This window comes from Streptomyces sp. B6B3, from assembly GCF_039871525.1.
Classification (GTDB): domain Bacteria; phylum Actinomycetota; class Actinomycetes; order Streptomycetales; family Streptomycetaceae; genus Streptomyces.
Map to the genome: position 1 here is coordinate 117,179 of NZ_JBDPLU010000020.1, position 15,512 is coordinate 132,690.

Annotated in this window: 16 protein-coding genes and 1 pseudogene; 5 read left to right on the forward strand and 12 right to left on the reverse strand. The window is 75.1% G+C overall.

What is annotated here, in order from left to right; genetic code table 11:
• Positions 1–65: 65 nt before the first annotated feature.
• From ABGB06_RS31440 to tsaB, 4 genes are read right to left on the reverse strand one after another with little or no spacing between them, the layout of a single operon-like run.
• Complete coding sequence (locus tag ABGB06_RS31440; RefSeq protein WP_347596004.1) at positions 66–326, reverse strand: hypothetical protein; 261 nt, start codon at positions 324–326, stop codon at positions 66–68.
• Positions 323–1,465 (reverse strand): tRNA (adenosine(37)-N6)-threonylcarbamoyltransferase complex transferase subunit TsaD, encoded by a 1,143-nt coding sequence (gene tsaD, locus ABGB06_RS31445; RefSeq protein WP_347596007.1) that lies wholly within the window; start codon positions 1,463–1,465, stop codon positions 323–325. The genes ABGB06_RS31440 and tsaD overlap by 4 nt, the downstream gene beginning before the upstream one ends.
• Positions 1,458–2,084 (reverse strand): ribosomal protein S18-alanine N-acetyltransferase, encoded by a 627-nt coding sequence (gene rimI / locus ABGB06_RS31450; protein WP_347596010.1) that lies wholly within the window; start codon positions 2,082–2,084, stop codon positions 1,458–1,460. Before rimI ends, tsaD begins: the two co-directional genes overlap by 8 nt.
• Positions 2,081–2,797: a tRNA (adenosine(37)-N6)-threonylcarbamoyltransferase complex dimerization subunit type 1 TsaB gene (gene tsaB, locus ABGB06_RS31455; RefSeq protein WP_347596013.1), complete on the reverse strand. Its 717-nt coding sequence runs from the start codon at positions 2,795–2,797 to the stop codon at positions 2,081–2,083. Before tsaB ends, rimI begins: the two co-directional genes overlap by 4 nt.
• Positions 2,798–2,915: 118 nt before the next feature.
• Here tsaB and ABGB06_RS31460 point away from each other — a divergent pair, with 118 nt between their 5' ends.
• Positions 2,916–3,548: a L,D-transpeptidase gene (locus ABGB06_RS31460; RefSeq protein WP_347596016.1), complete on the forward strand. Its 633-nt coding sequence runs from the start codon at positions 2,916–2,918 to the stop codon at positions 3,546–3,548.
• Between the two features lie 4 nt (positions 3,549–3,552).
• Here ABGB06_RS31460 and tsaE read toward each other — a convergent pair whose 3' ends face one another.
• The 3 genes from tsaE to alr are packed head-to-tail and all read right to left on the reverse strand — an operon-like array spanning position 3,553 to position 6,457.
• Positions 3,553–4,119: a tRNA (adenosine(37)-N6)-threonylcarbamoyltransferase complex ATPase subunit type 1 TsaE gene (gene tsaE / locus ABGB06_RS31465; RefSeq protein ID WP_347596019.1), complete on the reverse strand. Its 567-nt coding sequence runs from the start codon at positions 4,117–4,119 to the stop codon at positions 3,553–3,555.
• Positions 4,116–5,234 (reverse strand): alpha/beta hydrolase, encoded by a 1,119-nt coding sequence (locus ABGB06_RS31470; protein WP_347596022.1) that lies wholly within the window; start codon positions 5,232–5,234, stop codon positions 4,116–4,118. Before ABGB06_RS31470 ends, tsaE begins: the two co-directional genes overlap by 4 nt.
• Positions 5,231–6,457, reverse strand: coding sequence for an alanine racemase (gene alr / locus ABGB06_RS31475; protein ID WP_347596025.1), 1,227 nt, complete (start codon positions 6,455–6,457; stop codon positions 5,231–5,233). The genes ABGB06_RS31470 and alr overlap by 4 nt, the downstream gene beginning before the upstream one ends.
• A 50-nt stretch (positions 6,458–6,507) precedes the next feature.
• Here alr and ABGB06_RS31480 point away from each other — a divergent pair, with 50 nt between their 5' ends.
• Positions 6,508–8,091, forward strand: a complete 1,584-nt coding sequence (locus ABGB06_RS31480; protein ID WP_347596028.1) for an NAD(P)H-hydrate dehydratase — start codon at positions 6,508–6,510, stop codon at positions 8,089–8,091.
• Positions 8,092–8,294: 203 nt separating this feature from the next.
• Here ABGB06_RS31480 and ABGB06_RS31485 read toward each other — a convergent pair whose 3' ends face one another.
• Both ABGB06_RS31485 and ABGB06_RS31490 read right to left on the reverse strand, forming a co-directional pair.
• On the reverse strand, positions 8,295–8,663 hold the full coding sequence (locus tag ABGB06_RS31485; RefSeq protein ID WP_347596031.1) for a holo-ACP synthase: 369 nt from the start codon (positions 8,661–8,663) through the stop codon (positions 8,295–8,297).
• 53 nt (positions 8,664–8,716) lie between these two features.
• Positions 8,717–9,394, reverse strand: a pseudogene (locus ABGB06_RS31490) (glutamine--fructose-6-phosphate aminotransferase); the annotation flags it as partial.
• 34 nt (positions 9,395–9,428) lie between these two features.
• On the opposite strand from ABGB06_RS31490, the gene coaA reads away from it, so the two are divergent.
• Positions 9,429–10,358, forward strand: coding sequence for a type I pantothenate kinase (coaA, locus tag ABGB06_RS31495; protein WP_347596034.1), 930 nt, complete (start codon positions 9,429–9,431; stop codon positions 10,356–10,358).
• A gap of 157 nt (positions 10,359–10,515) precedes the next feature.
• Here the strand turns inward: coaA and glmM are convergent, their stop codons facing one another.
• The 3 genes from glmM to rplM form a co-directional block, all read right to left on the reverse strand.
• Positions 10,516–11,919, reverse strand: coding sequence for a phosphoglucosamine mutase (glmM, locus tag ABGB06_RS31500; RefSeq protein WP_347596037.1), 1,404 nt, complete (start codon positions 11,917–11,919; stop codon positions 10,516–10,518).
• A 137-nt stretch (positions 11,920–12,056) separates the two neighbouring features.
• Positions 12,057–12,569, reverse strand: a complete 513-nt coding sequence (gene rpsI, locus ABGB06_RS31505) for a 30S ribosomal protein S9 (protein WP_347596040.1) — start codon at positions 12,567–12,569, stop codon at positions 12,057–12,059.
• A 43-nt stretch (positions 12,570–12,612) separates the two neighbouring features.
• Positions 12,613–13,056 carry a 50S ribosomal protein L13 gene (rplM, locus tag ABGB06_RS31510; protein ID WP_347596043.1) on the reverse strand — a complete coding sequence of 148 codons (444 nt, stop codon included), beginning with the start codon at positions 13,054–13,056 and terminating at the stop codon, positions 12,613–12,615.
• 371 nt (positions 13,057–13,427) lie between these two features.
• On the opposite strand from rplM, the gene ABGB06_RS31515 reads away from it, so the two are divergent.
• Both ABGB06_RS31515 and ABGB06_RS31520 read left to right on the forward strand, forming a co-directional pair.
• Positions 13,428–14,288 carry a hypothetical protein gene (locus ABGB06_RS31515; protein WP_347596046.1) on the forward strand — a complete coding sequence of 287 codons (861 nt, stop codon included), beginning with the start codon at positions 13,428–13,430 and terminating at the stop codon, positions 14,286–14,288.
• Between the two features lie 208 nt (positions 14,289–14,496).
• Positions 14,497–15,486, forward strand: a complete 990-nt coding sequence (locus ABGB06_RS31520; RefSeq protein WP_347596049.1) for a hypothetical protein — start codon at positions 14,497–14,499, stop codon at positions 15,484–15,486.
• Positions 15,487–15,512 lie beyond the last annotated feature (26 nt).

Genomic DNA, 15,512 nt, shown 5'->3' on the forward strand with positions numbered 1-15,512 from the left:
CGGACCGGGAGGTCACTCGGGACGGGGCGTGGACCTCGCGGCGGCCGCGTGCGGCGCCCTCCAGGTCAGTCCTCCGGCACCTGGGTGAAGTGCCAGCGGTGGACGGGGCGGTGTAGGAGGTCGGGGGGTGGGTCGAGGAGTTCGGACGGGGGGTGGGTGTCCGGGCTGGGCCACCACGTGATGACCAGGACCCGGTCCGGGTCCGCCGCGAACGTCTCGCGGCGGGCCGGCGCCGGGTCCAGGGTCTGGGCGCGGGCCCAGGCGAGGAGGTCGGCGCCGCGTCCGGACGCGGCCCGTGCCTCCCACATCAGCGCGATCGTCGTCATCGGTGGGCGCGACCCCCGGCCGGGTAGAGGTTGTCGCCCGCGATCTCGTGCGAGTGCGAGTGGGCGTGGGAGTGGGCGTCGGCGTGCCCGTGCGACTGCCCCGGCACGTGTGGCTCCGTCACCGGCAGGGAGGAGTCGGCCGGCAGGCCGAGGTCGGAGACCGGCCGGCCGCGGCTGACCATCTCGGCGCCGAGCGCGGCGACCATGGCGCCGTTGTCCGTGCAGAGCTTCGGGCGCGGAACCCGCAACGTGATGCCGGCCGCGGCGCAACGCTCCTCCGCCATCACGCGGAGCCGGGAGTTGGCGGCCACGCCGCCGCCGATCATCAGATGGTCCACGCCCTGGTCCCGGCAGGCCCGGATCGCCTTCCGGGTGAGCACGTCGGTGACCGCCTCCTGGAACGACGCGGCCACGTCCGCCACCGGCACCGGCTCGCCGGCCGCCCGGCGCGCCTCGACCCACCGCGCCACCGCGGTCTTCAGCCCGGAGAAGGAGAAGTCGTACGCCGCGTCGCGCGGGCCGGTCAGCCCACGCGGGAAGCGGATCGCGGCCGGGTCGCCCTCGCGGGCCCTGCGGTCGATCACCGGCCCGCCGGGGAAGCCGAGCCCCAGCACCCTGGCCACCTTGTCGAACGCCTCCCCCGCGGCGTCGTCGATGGTCGCGCCCAGCGGCCGGACGTCCGCGGTGATGTCCGGCGCGAGCAGCAACGAGGAATGTCCGCCCGACACCAGCAGCGCCATCGTCGGCTCGGGCAGCGGCCCGTGTTCCAGCTGGTCGACGCAGATATGCGAGGCCAGGTGGTTGACGCCGTACAGGGGCTTGCCGAGCGCGTACGCGTACGCCTTCGCCGCCGCCACGCCGACCAGCAGCGCGCCGGCCAGCCCGGGGCCAGCGGTGACCGCGATGCCGTCCAGGTCGGTCGGCGCGACGCCGGCCTCCTTCAGCGCTCGTTCGATGGTGGGGACCATCGCCTCCAGATGCGCGCGGCTGGCGATCTCGGGCACCACGCCGCCGTACCTGGCGTGGTCGTCGACGCTGGAGGCGATGGCGTCCGCGAGCAGCGTGTGCCCGCGGACGATGCCCACGCCGGTCTCGTCGCAGGAGGTCTCGATGCCGAGGACGAGCGGTTCGTCAGCCATGCTTCCCTGCTTCTTCAGGACCTACTGGGTTTTCCGGTTGCTCCGGGCCCTCCCGGGCCACCTGCGTGCCCGCCGTGGCGGGAGCCGCCGCGTGGTCGCGGCGCATGACCAGCGCGTCGTGGCCGCCGGGCTGGTAGTAGCCGCGCCGGATGCCGACCGGCCGGAAGCCGAACCGGGTGTACAGCCGCTGTGCGCGCTCGTTGTCCGTGCGCACCTCGAGGAACACCTCGCCGCAGCCGAAGCCGGTCGCGGCGTCGAGCAGCGCGCCCAGCATCCGCGCCCCGAGCCCGCGGCCCTGCCAGGCCGGGGTGACGGCGATCGTCTGGACGTCGCCGGGTCCGCCGGTGCCGGGCGCCGCGGCCAGCCCGGCGTAGCCCACCAGCTCCCCCGCGTCGCCGGCGTCGCCGGCACCCGCGGCTCCGGGCGCGGTCTCCGCCACGACGTAGTGGCGACTGCGGCCCGCCCCCCGGGCCCGGGCCAGCTCGGACCAGAACATGCCGGGCGTCCAGGCGTCCTCGGGGAACAGCTCGCGCTCCAGCGCCAGCACCGCCTCCAGGTCCCACCACCGCATCTCGCGCAGCGCGACCGCCGCGCCCCGCTCGGCCCGCAGCCCGGTCATGCGCGGGTGACCGCCTTGTAGCCGGCCGGCACCCGGGCGTCGGGGCGGCGCAGGTACTGCGGCCGCGGCGCGGGTAGCTCCTCGCCCGCGGCCAGCCGCTCGGCCGCCAGCGCCGCCAGCGCGGCGGCGGAGGCGTGCGCCGGGAGCTCGCCGCGCGCGCCGGTGAAGATCTCCGGGTACAGCAACGCGCCGGCGCCGACCGCCGGCAGCTCCGCGACCTCGCGCGGCAGGTCGGCGGGCCGGTCCACGGCCGGTCCCGACACCCGGGTCCGCCTGTCGGCGTAGCGCGCCCAGTAGACCTCCTTGCGGCGGGCGTCGGTCGCCACCACGAACGGGCCCGCCAGATCGCCGGCGGAGTCGCCGGCGGCGGCAGAGGCGGCGGCGAACGCGATGCCGTCCAGGGTGCACAGGCCGTACACCGGGATGCCGCGGGCGGCGCCGAACGCGGCGGCGGTGACGAGGCCCACCCGCAGCCCGGTGTACGGCCCGGGTCCGGTGCCGACGACCAGGCCCGTCACCTCGTCCAGCTCGCGCCCGGCCTCGCCCAGCACCCGGTCCACGGCGGGCAGCAGCAGCTCCCCGTGCCGCCGGGCGTCGACCTGTGCGGCGGCGGCGAGCAGGCGCGGGGCGGGCGCGTCCGAGGCGCCGGCGTCGTCGCCGTGGAGCGCGACGGTGACGGCCGGGGTGGCGGTGTCCATGGCGAGCAGCAGCACGCCAGCAAGCCTACGGCTCCGCCGCTCCCCCTCGGCCCGCCAGCCTCCTGATAGCGTCGCGAGGATGACGGGGCGATCAACAGCGGATCGTCCCCCGGCGAAAGGCGGCAGCGGGATCGTGTCTCGCCATTCCTCCGGACCCCGGCCGGGAACGTGGGTCACCCTGCTCACCGTCGTGGCCCTGGGCGTCGTCTCCTTCTTCGCCTACCAGGCATCGGCCGCGAAGGACGAGAACCCGCTGGCCGGCCCCTCGGGCGAGGAGACGACCGGACCGTCGGAGGGCGGCACGGACGACGAGACGGGGGCGGCGCAGGACGGCGGCCAGGACACCGGCGCCGCGCATCCGCTGCCCGCCGAATCCGGGCAGGGCCGGCGGATCGTCTACTCGGTGGAGCAGCAGCGGGTGTGGCTCGTCGAGATCAGCGAGGACGGCACGGGCGAGGTCGTCAGCCAGACCCACGAGGTGTACCCCAGCTCGGTCGATCCGCCCGCCGGTGAGTACCAGATCAGCAGCCGCACCCCCGAGCTGACCGGCTCGGACGGCGTCCCGGTCGAACACATCCTGATCTTCCACGTCGCGGCCGACGGCATCGTCTTCGGCTTCTCGTCGGCGCTCGACGGTTCGACGCCCGACCCGGACGGCACGCAGCGCACCGGCGGGGTCCGGCAGGACCGGGAGGACGGCGACGCGATGTGGCTGTTCGCCGAGGTCGGGACGCCGGTCGTGGTGGTCTCCTCACCGGCCGCCTAGCCGGCTAGCCCGTCTTGCCACCGGCGCCACCCCGGCCCGCGAGGGCGGCGAGGTCCGTGCCGTCCCAGCGGGGGCCGACGCCGGTCACGATCACCGTGCGCTCCTCGTCGCCCGCGCCGCCCTCGTCCGCGCCGTCCCCCAGCTCGGGCTCGCCGGCCGGGCGGCGCAGCGTCAGGTGCAGGCGGTCCTCCGCGAGGTCCTCGACCCGGCCCTCGCCCCATTCGACGACCACCACCGAGTCGCCCAGCGCCGCGTCCAGGTCGAGGTCCTCCAGCTCGTCCAGGCCGCCGCCCAGTCGGTACGCGTCGGCGTGCACCAGGGCGGGCCCCTCGCCGAGCGGCGGATGCACCCGGGCGATGACGAACGTCGGCGAGGTCACCTGGCCGCGCACCCCGAGCCCCTCGCCGATGCCGCGGGTCAGCGTCGTCTTGCCGGCGCCCAGCTCGCCGGTCAGCACGACCAGGTCACCGGGGCGCAGCAGCGCGGCGAGCGCCCGCCCCAGCTCCCGCATGCGGTCGGGGTCGGGCACCGTGACGGTGGTCTCGGAGATCACGTCGGACGGCTGGTTCATGATTCCAGGATGCTACGCGCCACGAGCTCGCCGAGCCGCTCGTTGACCGTGTCCGGGGCTTCCAGTGGCACCAGGTGCCCGGCGTCCGGCACCAGCACCAGCTCGGCCGTGGGCAGGGCGGCGGCGATCCGCTCGCTGTGCTCGGGCGGCGTCATCAGGTCCCGTTCGCCGGCGAGCACCAGCAGCGGCAGGTCCACGTCGAGGCCGCCGAAGACGGCCAGCGCGGCGGACTTGTCGTGCAGGCCGAAGGCCGGGTAGAACTCGGCGACCACGTCGACGGGCACCGCGTCGATCATCCGCTCGGCGAACCGGGCCACGGCGGGGTCCACGGCCCTGGTGTCGCCGAAGGCGTACCGGCGCACGATGCCCGCGTACGCGTCCCCGACCGCGCGCCGGCCGCGTTCCACCAGCGCGACCTGGGAGCTCATCACCCGCAGCACGCCGGGGAGCACCCGGCGGAGGGCCCGCGCCGCTGGGGCCGGGAAGCCGTACGTGACGTCGGCCAGCTCGCCGGCCGAGGTGGCCAGGAACGCGACACCGGCCACCCGGCGGGCCACGTACTCGGGGAACTGGTCGGCCAGCGCCATCATCGTCATGCCGCCCATGGAGTGGCCGACCAGCACCACGGGCCCGTCGGGGACGGCGGCGTGCAGCACGGCCAGCAGGTCCCGGCCGAGCTGGTCGATGCTGACCGGCTCGCGGCCGTCGGGGGTGTCCCGGCCGCGTTCGGAACGGCCGTGGCAGCGCTGGTCCCAGTACACGGCGCGGACGTTCGCCTCGCGCATGGCCGCGCGTTGGAAGTGCCAGGAGTCCTGGGCCAGGCAGTAGCCGTGGCTGAACACCACGGTCGGCCCGCCGCCGTCGTCGGCGTTCCCCGGGCCCTCGCCCGCGCCGTCGTCCGTCGGCTCGTCGATCTCGTAGTACAGCTCGGTGCCGTCGTCCGCGAACGCCGTGCCCGGCGTGCCGCGCAGCGTGCCGAACGGGGCCGAGGCGTCCAGCGCGAGCCGCGCCTGACGCCGTACGGAGCGGCTCACCGTGAGCCGTTCCACCGCGACGCCCGTGGCCACCACCCCGAGCGCCACGCCCGCTATCCCCGCCCGCCGCGCCCAGCTCACGGTCGCTCCCCCTCGTTTGGTCCCTGCACCGATACCTGCCCCGGTTCCCGTCCCGCGGGCTCGTCATCCAGGTAGACCCGGGGGACCCGGGGGCCGATGCGGGTGACGATCTCGTACCCGATGGTGCCCGAGGCACGCGCCCAGTCCTCGGCGGTCGGCTCGCCCCGGTCGCCGGGGCCGAACAGCACGGCCTCGTCGCCGGGCGCCGCCGCGTCGCCGCCCAGGTCCACCACGAACTGGTCCATCGCCACCCGCCCCGCGACGGTCCGCCACTTGCCGGCGACCAGCACCGGGCCGCCGCCCGAGGCGTGCCGCGGGATGCCGTCCGCGTATCCGGCGGGCACCAGGGCGAGCGTGGTCTCGCCCGGGGTGGTGTACCGGTGCCCGTAGCTCACGCCGTGCCCGCCGGGGACCCGCTTCACGCCGGCCAGCCGGGCGCGCAGCGTCATCACCGGACGCAGCCCGAAGTCCTGGGGGTCGCCGATCTCGGGGGAGGGCGACAGGCCGTAGATCGCGACGCCCGGCCGCACCAGGTCGTAGTGCGCGGCGGGGAGGGTGAGGGTGGCGGGCGAGTTCGCGAAGTGCCGGACCTCGGGGTCGAGTCCGGCCCGCGCGGCGACGGCGAGGGCCTCGGTGAACGCCGCCTGCTGCGCGGCGATCGAGGGGTGCCCCGGCTCGTCGGCGCAGGCGAAGTGCGACCACAGGCCGGTGACGCGGACGGCGCCCTCGGCCTCGGCGGCGCGGGCGGCAGCGATCAGATCCGGCCAGTCCGCGGGCTGGCAGCCGTTCCGGCCCAGACCCGTGTCGGCCTTGAGGTGGACGCGGGCGGTCCGGCCGGCGGCGCGGGCCGCCGCGACGATCTCGGCGAGCGCCCACCGGCCGCTGGCCGAGACGTCGACGTCCGCCTCGATGGCCTGCCGCCAGGGCCCGCCGGGCTGCCACAACCAGCACAGCACGGGGCCCGTGTCGCCGTCCGCGCGCAGCGCGAGCGCCTCCTCCGCCGTCGCGGTGCCCAGCCAGGCGGCGCCCCCCTGACGGGCCGCGCGGGCGCTCTGCAGCAGCCCGTGCCCGTATCCGTCGGCCTTCACCACCGCCATCACGCCCGCTCCACCATGGGCGCGCGCCCGCAGCGCACGGACGTTGGCACGCAACGCGGCGAGGTCGATGTCGGCGCGCAGCCGCCACGACTCGGGGGCCGCGCCTGGCGGAGAATGGTCGCTCATCAGTCCCCAGTGTCGCAGGAATATCCCCACGGCTGAGCCAGACTGGGCGCATGAGGACTGCGCACCGAGCCGCCCACCGCGTCGATACCGTCCGATCCGCGGAGCGGGCGCTGATGGCGAGGCTCCCCGAGGGCACGCTGATGGCCCGGGCCGCGGCCGGCCTGGCGGCGGCCTGCGCGGGCCTGCTGGGACGCCGCCAGGGGGGCGTGTACGGGGCGCGCGTGGTGCTGCTGGTGGGCGCGGGCGACAACGGGGGCGACGCGCTCTTCGCCGGCGCACGCCTGGCCCGGCGCGGCGCCGGCGTCACGGCGGTGCTGCTCGCCCCGGACCGAGCGCACGCCGGCGGCAGCGCGGCCCTGCGCGCAGCGGGCGGCCGTTTCGTCACGGCCGCCGGTGCGGCGGGCGCCTCGGGCGATGCGGCGAGCTCCTCGGCCGGTACGGCGGGCGCCTCGGCCGAGGCCGTGGAGGCCGTGGACCGTGCGGACCTGGCGCTGGACGGCATCACCGGGCTCGGCGGTTCGGGCGGGCTGCGCCCGGTGGCCGCCGAGTTGGTGGCCCGGCTGGCCGCCAGGCGGGTGCCGGTGGTCGCCGTGGACCTGCCGAGCGGGGTGGAGGCGGACACCGGCGAGGTGCGGGGCCCGGCAGTCCGGGCCGCGCTGACCGTCACCTTCGGCACGCACAAGCCGGGCCTGCTGGTCGACCCGGCCAGGGAGCACGCGGGCGAGGTGCGCCTGGTGGACATCGGGCTGGCCCCGTACCTGCCGGACGAGCCCGCGGTCGAGGCACTGGGCGACGCACGGGTGGCGGCGCTGCTGCCGGTGCCGGGGGCGGAGAGCGACAAGTACCGGCGCGGCGTCGTCGGCGTGGCGGCGGGATCGGCGCGCTACCCCGGCGCGGCCGTCCTGGCCGTGGGCGGCGCGCTGCGCGGCGGCGCCGGCGCGGTGCGCTACGCGGGCGCGTCCGCCGGCGCGGTCATCGCCCGCTACCCGGAGACGCTGGTCTCCGAGGGCCCGCCGCACCAGGCCGGGCGGGTCCAGGCGTGGGTGGTCGGGCCCGGGCTCAGCACCGAGCCGGCGGCCGCGGAGACGGTGTCCGAGGTGCTGGACGCCGAGGTGCCGGTTCTGGTGGACGCGGACGGGCTGCGCGGCCTCGACCCGGACCGGCTGCGCGCCCGCCCGGCGCCGACCGTGCTCACCCCGCACGCGGGCGAGGCGGCGGCGCTGCTGGGCACGTCCCGCGAGCGGGTGGAGTCCGCCCGCCTGGCGGCCGTCCGGGAGCTCGCCGAACGCTACGCCGCCACGGTGCTGCTGAAGGGCTCCACGACGCTGATCGCGGCGGCCGGAGGCGCCGGCCCGGTCCGGGTCAACCTCACCGGCACCGGCTGGCTCGCGACGGCCGGCAGCGGCGACGTGCTCGCGGGCCTGACCGGCGCGCTGCTCGCGACCGGCCTCGACCCGCTGGACGCGGCGACGGCCGGCGCGCACCTGCACGGCCTCGCCGGGCGCCTCGCGCCCACCCCGGCCACCGCCTCCACGGTCTGCGAGGCCCTGGCCACGGCCTGGGACCGCCTGCGCCGCCCGCTCAGGGCTGCCGCCCAGGGGACAACGCCCGGCAGGCCCACCCCACGGCGCTGACGCCCGCGCTGAACATCCGGGAGCCCCGGCCAGCCTCGCGGGAGCCGGCGGCGGGCTCAGCCCTCGGCGCCGACGCCCGCGCCCCAGGTACGCCTGGTGTACGCCGCACACCCACGAGACTCGCGCGGCGTCGGCAGGCCCACCCCTCGGCGCCGACGCCCGCGCCCGAGGTCGGTCCCCGTGCCCGGCGGCAGGACCCGCGCTCAGCCCTCGGCGATGACGATCGCGGAAGCGATCCCCGCGTCGTGGCTCAGGGAGAGGTGCCAGCCGCGGACGCCCAGTTCCGCGGCGCGGGCCGCGACCGTGCCGCGGACCGTGAGATGGGGGCGGCCCGAGTCGGCCTGGGTCACCTCGGCGTCGGTCCAGCGCAGCCCGGGCGGCGCGCCCAGCGCCTTCGCCAGCGCCTCCTTGGCGGCGAACCGGGCCGCCAACGAGGCCACCCCGCGCCGCTCGCCGCTGGGCAGCCACAGCTCGGACTCCACGAAGAGCCGCCGCGCCAGCTCGGGCGTGCGGGTCAGCGACGCCTCGAACCGTTCGATCTCCGCGACGTCGATGCCCACCCCGACGATCACGCCCGCACCACTCCCCCCGCCAGGTCGGTGATCTCGCACCGCACCTCGTCGAACTCCCGCCGGACGTGCACCACCCGGGGATCCGCGTCGGAGCCGATCTCGACCACCTCGGGCGCGTCGGGAGCTTCGGCGGCGAAGGCGGTCCGGTCGGAGGCCAGGTACGACTCGCCGTCCCCGAGCCCCACCGCCAGCGGCAAGGCGCGGCGGGCCGCGACGACCGTGTCGGGCGCGTCGGCGTGCACCGCGAGCACCGCGAACGAGCCGCGCAGCGCGCCGCACACCTGCCGCATCGACTCGGCCAGGTCCTGGCAGGAGGAGAACGCCTCGGCCAGCAGGTGCGCCACCACCTCCGTGTCGGTCTGCGAGGCGAGCAGGTGGCCGCGCGCGGCCAGCTCGGCGCGCAGCTCGGCGTGGTTGTCGATGACGCCGTCGTGCACCACCGCCACCCGTCCCGAGTTGTCCAGCTGCGGGTGCGCGTTGACGTCCGTCGGCTCGCCGTGCGTGGCCCGCCTGATATGGCCGATGGCGGTGCCGCCGGTGGGCAGCGGGCGCCGGTGCAGCAGGCCGCGCAGGTCGGCCAGTGCGCCCGCGGTCTTCGCCGCCGCGATGCAGCCGTCCGCCAGCACCGCGACGCCGGCCGAGTCGTAACCAGGGCGCTCCAGCCGCCCGAGCCCGCCCAGCACCACGTCGAGAGCGGCCTGGGGTCCTACGTAACCGACGATCCCGCACATGCGGGCAGACTAGCCGGGGGCGGAGAATGGGCGGGTGCCCGCCTCCACCCCCTACGTCGATCTCAGCCGCGCGGAGTGGAGTGCCCTGCGCGAGCGCACGCCCCTGCCGCTCACCGCCGACGACGTGGACCGGCTGCGCGGCCTCGGCGACGTGACGGACCTGACCGAGGTGCGGGAGGTGTACCTGCCGCTGTCCCGGCTGCTCAACCTCTACGTGGCCGCCACCGACCGGTTGCGGGGCGCCGTCGGCACGTTCCTCGGCAGCCCGGAAGCGCGCCGGCGCACACCGTTCGTGATCGGGCTCGCGGGCAGCGTGGCGGTGGGCAAGTCGACGGCCGCGCGGCTGCTGCGCGAGCTGCTGGCGCGCTGGCCGGAGCATCCGCGGGTGGAGCTTGTGACGACCGACGGGTTCCTGCTGCCCAACGCGGAGCTGGAGCGGCGCGGGCTGATGCGGCGCAAGGGCTTCCCCGAGTCGTACGACCGGCGCGCGCTGGTCCGTTTCGTGGCCGACGTCAAGTCGGGCCGGGAGGAGGTGAGCGCGCCGGTCTACTCGCATCTGCGGTACGACATCGTGCCCGACGCGGAGCTGACGGTGCGCCGGCCCGACATCCTCATCGTGGAGGGCCTGAACGTCCTGCAGCAGGCCCCGTCGGGCCGGGTGGGCCTGGCCGACTACTTCGACTTCTCGCTGTACGTGGACGCGCGTCCCGCGGACATCCACCGGTGGTACGTGGAACGTTTCCGGCGGCTGCGCGACACGGCGTTCCGCGAGCCCGCATCGTACTTCCGCCGCTACACGCGGGTGCCGGAGGCGGAGGCGCTGGCGTACGCGGAGAACACCTGGCGCACCGTCAACGAACCGAACCTGCTGGAGAACATCGCCCCCACCCGCGCCCGCGCCACGCTGGTCCTGCAGAAGGACCCCGACCACGCCATCCGCCGCCTCCGCCTGCGCCGACTGTGATCGCGCCCGGGTCAACCCAGCCCGGGTCAGCCCAGCTGCGACTTCACCACGTCCGCCAGGCCCGTGGCGATCGTGTGTGCCAGAGCCTGGTCGGCGGCCTCGCCGCGCAGCCCGAACCCAGCCCGGGCCAGCCCAGCCCGGGCCAGCCCAGCCCGGGTCAGCCCAGCTGCGACTTCACCACGTCGGCCAGGCCCGTGGCGATCGTGTGGGCCAGAGCCTGGTCGGCGGCCTCGACCATGACGCGGACCAGGGGTTCCGTGCCGGAGGGGCGGAGCAGTACGCGTCCGGTCGTGCCGAGTCGGCGCTCGGCGTCGGCGACGGCCTCGGCGAGTTCGCGGCATTCGGCGACCCGGCCGCGGTCCACGTCGCGGACGTTGATCAGCACCTGCGGCAGCCGTTCCATCACGCCGGTCAGCTCGGCCAGCGGCCGCCCCGTGGCCGCCACCCGGGCGGCCAGCATCAGGCCGGTGAGCGTGCCGTCGCCGGTCGTGGCGTGGTCCAGCGCGATGACGTGGCCCGACTGCTCGCCGCCCAGCGAGTAGCCGCCGCGTTTCATCTCCTCCAGCACGTACCGGTCGCCCACGGCGGTCCGCTTCAGCAGCAGGCCCTCCCGTTCGATGGCCAGGCTCAGGCCGAGGTTGGACATCACGGTGGCGACCACGGTGTCCTGCCGCAGCGTGCCCGCCTCGCGCATCGCCAGGGCCAGCACGGCGAGGATCTGGTCGCCGTCGACCTCCCGGCCCGTGTGGTCGGCGGCCAGGCAGCGGTCCGCGTCGCCGTCCACCGCGATGCCGAGGTCGGCGCCGTTGTCCAGCACGGCCTCGCGCAGCGCGTCCAGGTGCGTCGAGCCGTAGCCGTCGTTGATGTTCAGGCCGTCGGGGTCGGCGCCGATGGTGACGATCTCGGCGCCGGCGCGGGCGAACGCCTCGGGCGCGACCCGGGACGCCGCGCCGTGCGCGGCGTCGATCACCACCCGCAGGCCGTCGAGCCGGTTCGGCAGGACGGCGACGAGGTGGGCGACGTAGGAGTCGAAGCCCTCGTGGTAGTCGGTGACCCGGCCGACGCCCGCGCCCACCGGGCGGTCCCACGGCTCGCCGGCGGCGTGCTCCTGGTAGCCGGCCTCGATGCGGTCCTCCAGCTCGTCGGCGAGCTTGTGGCCGCCGCGGGCGAAGAACTTCACGCCGTTGTCGGGCATCGGGTTGTGGGAGGCGGAGAGCATCACGCCGAAGTCGGCGCCGAGGGAGCCGGTGAGATAGGCCACCGCTGGTGTGGGCAGGACGCCCACCCGCAGCACGTCCACCCCGGCGCTGGCCAGCCCGGCGACCACGGCCGCTTCCAGGAACTCGCCGGACGCGCGCGGGTCCCGGCCCACCACGGCCATCGGCCGCGACGCGCTCGGCGCCGCGGGCGGGCTCCCCGGACCCGGCTGGTGGCCGGCCGCCGTTCCGCTCGGCTCGGCGAGCACCCTGGCCGCAGCGACCGACAGGCCGAGTGCCATCTCCGCCGTGAGCTCCGCGTTGGCGACGCCGCGCACGCCATCCGTGCCGAAGAGTCGTCCCACAGTGATCCTCCGAATGCTGTTACAAGGCGGCTCGTCGTGTTAACCGTATAAAAAGAACGTCCCGACAGCACGAAGTGCTGCCGGGACGTCGGCGAAGATCGCCTGATTGCCGGGCCGCCGCCAGAGGGGCTCCCCGACTAGCGCTTGCTGTACTGAGTGCCCTTACGCGCCTTCTTCAGACCGGCCTTCTTCCGCTCCACCGCACGGGCGTCGCGGGTCAGGAACCCGGCCTTCTTCAGCGCGCCGCGGTTGTTGTCCACGTCCGCCTCGTTGAGCGCGCGGGCCACACCGAGGCGCAGCGCCCCGGCCTGTCCCGAGATGCCGCCGCCGGCGATGCGGGCGACCACGTCGTACCGCTCGTCCAGCTCCAGCACCTTGAACGGCTCGTTGACCGACTGCTGGTGCACCTTGTTGGGGAAGTAGTTCTCCAGGGTGCGACCGTTGATCTTCCACTTCCCGCTGCCCGGGCGGATACGGACCCGGGCGATGGCGTTCTTCCGGCGGCCGGTGCCGGCGCCGGGCTGCGGGTCGCCGAAGCGCTCGGTGAGCGCCTCGCCGGAGCCCTCGAACTCCTCGGGGGTGGACTCGGTGGTGTACTCCTCGACCTCGGGGACCTCGGTGTCAAGGGATTCGTTGGTGGTCTCGGCCACGGTTCTCCTCAGAAATCTCTTCGTCTAGGGGTTGGTGGCCGGACTACTGCGCGACCTGGGTGATCTCGAACGGCACCGGCTGCTGGGCGCCGTGCGGGTGCTCGGGGCCGGCATAGACCTTGAGCTTGCCGAACATCTGGCGGCCCAGGGTGTTCTTCGGGAGCATGCCCTTGACGGCCTTCTCGACGGCCTTCTCGGGGGCGTTCTTGAGCAGGTCCTCGTAGCGGACGGACCGCAGGCCACCTGGGTATCCGGAGTGCCGGTAGGCGAGCTTCTGGGTCCGCTTGTTGCCGGTGAGGTGCACCTTGTCGGCGTTGACGATGATGACGTAGTCACCCGTGTCAACGTGCGGCGCATACACCGGCTTGTGCTTGCCCCGCAGGAGGGTGGCGACCTGGGAGGCCAGGCGGCCAAGTACCACGTCGGTGGCGTCAATGACGTGCCACTGCCGCTCGATATCGCCGGGCTTGGGGCTGTACGTACGCACGGTCGGTAGCCTTCGCTTCTTCAGTGTTGAGAGATCCTGACAAGGCCACCCGGCGATCTTGGGGACAGGCCGCACTACGGTGACGCAACCGGTGCAGGCCCCCTGGAAACCATCCTGGTGAACCGGCGCAAGGCCCCTCACGTGAGAACGAGCAAGCCATACGCATTATCGACCAAGCAGCGTACCTGCCCGTGACCGGAAGGGTCAAAACGAGCACACTCCCCCGCTCCTCCCGACCCTCCTCCCGACGCTCCTCCGGACCCTCCTCCGGACTCCGCGCGTCCTCCCGTGCGCGCCCTCCCGCGCCCCGCACGGCCCGGCCCGCCCGACCGGGGCACTCGGGCGTGTCGGTTCCCCGTTAAGCTCGCCCCATGAGCTATGGGCAGGGGGGACCCGTCTGGACTCCAGGGGGTCCACCGCAGACACCTGACTGGAGCGCCCTGGCGGCCGACGCGGAGCGCCGGCGCCACCGGCGGCGTTGGTGGGGCATCGGGGGCGGGGTGTTGGCCGCCGCGGTGATCGGCACCGTCGTCGCGCTCGCCATCGTGAACCAGAGCGACGACGACGGCGGCTCGACCACCACTCTGCCCGACCCGAAGGACCTGCCCCCGGACACCAGCCGTCCCGAGCCGACCTTCGAGGAGACGACGCTCCCGCCGCTGCCCGAGCCGGAGGACTTCATCTCCGATCCGGACAAGGACATCGCGCCCTTCTCGGCGGACGACTTCTTCGCCGGTGACGTGATGGAGATCGAGGGCCGCACGTACCAGGAGGTCATCACCCGCGGCAGCCGGGACTGCGCCTCCGGGGTCACCCAGGACCTCGGCGCCGTGCTGACGGACAACGACTGCGCGGAGCTGCTGCGCGCCACGTACACGGGCGACGGCGTCGCCGTCACGGTCGGCGTGGCGCAGTTCCCGACCGAGGAGGCGGCCCGCGCCGCCCGGAACGACGCGGTGGCCAACCTGCTGCCGCTGACCGCGGGCGACGCGCCCGACTTCTGCCAGCTCGGCGGCTGCCGCACCACGACCAACCAGGTCGGCCGCTACGCGTACTTCACCATCGCGGGCAACAGCGACGGCTCCCCCGACGAGGGCGACGGCACCCCGGCCCAGCAGGCATCCCTGGACGGAAACGATCACGCGTTCGAGTGCATCATCCAGCGCGGCGAGGCCCAGGCGTCCGCCTCGGCCAGCGCGCTGGTGGAGGAGCGCGAGAACGGCGACGGCTAGGACGAGCGGGATCCCGGGCCGGCCGACGAGACCGCCGCCCGGGCCGGGCAATGTCATGTCTTGGCATCAGTCCCGTCGCCCAGGGTGGCGTTCCCGTGCTTATCGGACAGGATGCCCGGCAACGTCGATGTGACCCTCTCGCGTGTACCCGACAACGGCCGCGCGAGCCGGCGCACCGCCGTCGAGGCACTCCGTGGAGGGAAGTTCGATGAGTCACCAACCGCCGGGACCTTACGGCCCCCCGCCGCCCCAGGGACAGCCGCCCGGCCAGCCGGGCCCCTACGGTGGCCAGCAGCAGCCGCCGGGCCCTGGACCGACGCCGGGGCAGCCGCCCGGCTACGCCTACCCACCACAGCAGCCCGGATACGGCCAGCAGCCGCCGGGGCAGGCCCCGGGGCAGCCGTACGGGCAGCCCGGCCAGCCGTACGGGCAGGGCCCGGGTCAGCCGTACGGCATGCCGCCGCAGCCCCCGCCGCCGCCCGCTGGGAAGAAGAACACCACGGTGATCGTGGTGGCCGTCGTGGCCGCGCTCGCGATCATCGGCGGCGGGGTGTTCTTCCTGACCAGCGGCGGAGGCGACGAGAGCGGCCCCGGCAGCGATCCCGACACCCGGTACGAGATCGCGTTCCCCAAGCGCAGCGGGGAGCTGGTGCGCGTCGAGACGATGAACGAGTCGGTGTTCAGCGACGAGGGCCTGGAGCAGATCGGCGCGCAGGACATGCGTCCAACGTCCAGCAGGTACATCAGCGGCCTGACCGAGCGGGAGTACGACGAGCTGGAGTCGCCCGAGGGTCTGAACGGCCGGCCGGCCACGTCCATCCTGGCGACCGCCCTGTCGGGAGAGGTCGAGGACCCGGCGAAGGCCGTGGACGACACGTTCGCCCTGCTTGCCGACGAGTGGTCGGGCGAGATGGTGGGCGAGCCCCAGGAGGTGAACCCGGACGGCCTCGAGGGCGACACCGTCATGAAGTGCCAGCTCGGCGAGAGCGAGGACTACTACGGCGAGACGATCCAGGTCCCGCTGTGCGTCTGGGCCGACTACAGCACCATCGGCGGCGGCCAGTTCGGCCGGGAGGACGGCGAGCGGTCCCTGGAGGTACCGATCGACGAGGCCGCCCAGACCACGGCCGACCTGCGCACCGCCGCGCTGCGCGAGGTGCCGGCCGAGGGCGGCGGCGAAGGCGACGGCGGCGCCTGAGCGCGCACCCGGTCCCGGGACCCGGG